This is a genomic window from Pseudomonas sp. BF-B-26 (assembly GCF_019956495.1).
Classification (GTDB): Bacteria; Pseudomonadota; Gammaproteobacteria; order Pseudomonadales; family Pseudomonadaceae; genus Aquipseudomonas.
In genome coordinates this window covers 1-2,939 of sequence record NZ_JAHBDP010000039.1, presented here as the reverse complement: position 1 = coordinate 2,939, position 2,939 = coordinate 1, and the positions used below count along the sequence as shown (strand labels likewise).

General features: G+C 59.9%; 2 protein-coding genes. Both read left to right on the top strand.

From position 1 onward, the window contains the following. Positions 1-75: 75 nt before the first annotated feature. Positions 76-1,791: a proline--tRNA ligase gene (locus tag KGB03_RS03135; protein WP_111450970.1), complete on the top strand. Its 1,716-nt coding sequence runs from the start codon at positions 76-78 to the stop codon at positions 1,789-1,791. 17 nt (positions 1,792-1,808) lie between these two features. Next, positions 1,809-2,762 (top strand): hypothetical protein, encoded by a 954-nt coding sequence (locus KGB03_RS03130; RefSeq protein WP_218536316.1) that lies wholly within the window; start codon positions 1,809-1,811, stop codon positions 2,760-2,762. Positions 2,763-2,939 lie beyond the last annotated feature (177 nt).

Here is a 2,939-nt window from a genome sequence, read left to right as displayed (position 1 = left end):
CGCCTGTACGCCAGCAGATCTCGCCCGTACAATGCTCAGTCATTTCTCGTCATCAGCAACCGACAACGGCCAACCATGCGCACCAGTCAATTTTTGCTCGCCACACAGAAAGAAACGCCTTCCGACGCGGTCGTGATCAGCCATCAGCTGATGCTGCGCGCCGGCATGATCCGCAAACTCGCCTCGGGCCTGTACACCTGGCTGCCGATGGGCTTGCGAGTAATGCGCAAGGTCGAAGCCATCGTTCGTGAAGAAATGAACGCCGCGGGCTCTCTCGAAGTGTTGATGCCGAGCACCCAACCGGCTGAGCTGTGGCAGGAATCCGGTCGCTGGGAAGAATACGGCCCTGAATTGTTGCGTTTCAAGGATCGCCACGGTCGCGATTTCTGCGCCGGCCCGACTCACGAAGAAGTCATCACCGACCTGATGCGCAACGAGTTGAGCAGCTACAAACAGCTGCCGATCAACCTGTACCAGATCCAGACCAAATTCCGTGACGAAATCCGTCCACGCTTCGGCTTGATGCGCGGTCGCGAATTCATCATGAAGGACGCCTACTCCTTCCACGCTGACCAGCCATCGCTGCAGGTCACCTACGACCGTATGCACCAGGCGTATTGCAACGTGTTCACCCGCCTGGGCCTGAAATTCCGCCCGGTTGAAGCCGACAACGGCTCGATCGGTGGTGCAGGCTCCCACGAGTTCCACGTGCTGGCCGAATCCGGCGAAGACGATATCGTCTTCAGCAACGGTTCCGACTACGCGGCGAACATCGAGAAAGCCGAAGCCGTGCCACGCGAGACCTCCCGCGCCGCACCTGCCGAAGAGCTGCGCCTGGTCGACACGCCGAACGCCAAGACCATCGCGCAACTGGTCGAAGGCTTCAACCTGCCGATTGAAAAGACCATCAAGACCCTCGTGGTTCACGCTGAAGAGAAAGGCAAGCTGATTGCCCTGATCATCCGTGGCGACCACGAGCTGAACGAAATCAAGGCCGGCAACCAGCCTGGCGTTGCCAGCCCGCTGGTCATGGCCTCCGAAGCCGAACTGCGCGACGCCATTGGTGCCGGCGCCGGCTCCCTGGGCCCGCTGAACCTGCCGCTGCCAATCATCATCGACCGTTCCGTCGAATTGATGAGCGACTTTGGCATCGGCGCCAACATCGACGACAAACACTACTTCGGCGTGAACTGGGAGCGTGATCTGCCGGTTCCGACCGTTGCCGACCTGCGCAACGTGGTCGCCGGCGACCCGAGCCCGGATGGCAAGGGCACCCTGGAAATCAAGCGCGGCATCGAAGTCGGGCACATCTTCCAGCTGGGCAACAAGTACAGCAAAGCGATGAAGTGCGAAGTGCTGGGCGAGAATGGCAAGCCAGTCACCCTGGAAATGGGTTGCTACGGCATCGGCGTTTCCCGCGTGGTGGCTGCAGCCATCGAGCAGAACAACGACGCCAACGGGATCATCTGGAGCGACACGCTGGCCCCGTTCCAGATCGCTCTGGTACCGCTGCGCTACGAAACCGAACAGGTTCGCGAAGCCACCGACAAGCTGTATGCAGAATTGACGGCCGCCGGCTTCGAAGTACTGCTGGACGACCGCGACAAGAAAACCAGCCCGGGCATCAAGTTCGCGGACATGGAGCTGATCGGCATTCCTCACCGGATCGTGGTCAGTGACCGCGGCCTCGCCGAAGGCAATCTTGAATACAAGAGCCGCACCGAGCCCGAAGCGCAAGCGCTGCCGGTCGCAGACGTGCTGGCCTTCCTTCAGTCCCGTATCCGCCGCTGACACCAGATAGAGAAGTCATGTTCAAGCGAAACACCTTAGGCCTCGGTGGTGCCGCCCTGTGCGGCACCCTGCTGGTCAGCGGCTGTGCCAATCACATGTCACAACGCAGCGAGCACGAGGAACGTGTCGAGCGTAAATTGCTCGACCACAGCCTGCAGATCGATGTCGGCGAGCCAAAGGTGCTTGAGCTGCCGCAACGTCGGGTGAAGATCCACGAGCAAAAGACTTTCGAAGTCACTGAATTCGAAGTCACACGCCACTACGACCGCTACACGCCTTACCAACCCTGGCGGGAGGCTTACGAGATCCCGCTGGGTGCGGTGGCCGTGGTGGCCGGTGTCGGTGCGAACGTGGTCAACGTGTTCGCCCTCGGCAACCTGCCGGACAGCGTGACGAAAGACTGGTTGAGCTACGGTTTCGCCGGGCTCAACCCGTTCATGAACGTGCAGTCTCATGGTCGCGCGCAACAGAACCTGGCGGGAATCGACGAGGTCCAGCTCGACAAGCGCACCGAATACTCAAGCCTGCCATGGAGCGAGCGTCCGGTTGAGGTCAAGGCCGGCAAGGAAACGTTCGAGATGAGCACCGACAAAAACGGTGTATTGCGCGTAAACCTGCTGGACAGCCCGTTCGCCGAACACGACATCAATCATCTGAGCCGGCTGCTGATCAGTGTCCAGGATGCTCAGGACGAGGTGCACACCAATTCGTCCCTGGCGGTCAGTAGCTCCTTGCGCGGTAAGCTGCTCGAAGCTCACGGGCTGATTTACGACGACCTCGAAGACGACGAAGTGAGCCAGTGGGTACACCGGGTCAAACGTTTGTCGGAACTGGGCCTGGAAGAGGAAGCCACCGAGCTGGAACAAAGCCTGATCGAACTGACGCGCAACGATCCCGAGTTGCAGACCGAATTCCTCAAGTCATTGACCAAGGATGCCGGGCGACTGGTCGCGGATCCGGGACCGAACTAAAAGCCAAAAAGCTTCGTCAAACCGCTTTCGCGAGCAAGCCCGCTCCCACAGTTGACCGCATTCGTCTGAACAACGCGGTCAACTGTGGGAGCGGGCTTGCTCGCGAAAGCGGCCTGACATTCACAACAGCACCAAAACCCTGCCACTACCGTTCAAACAACTCCATCTGCTCAAACC

Excerpts from the sequence above, each read along its gene's own strand:
- KGB03_RS03135 (WP_111450970.1), top strand. The coding sequence starts at position 76 with ATGCGCACCAGTCAATTTTTGCTCGCCACACAGAAAGAAACGCCTTCC.
- KGB03_RS03130 (WP_218536316.1), top strand. The coding sequence starts at position 1,809 with ATGTTCAAGCGAAACACCTTAGGCCTCGGTGGTGCCGCCCTGTGCGGC.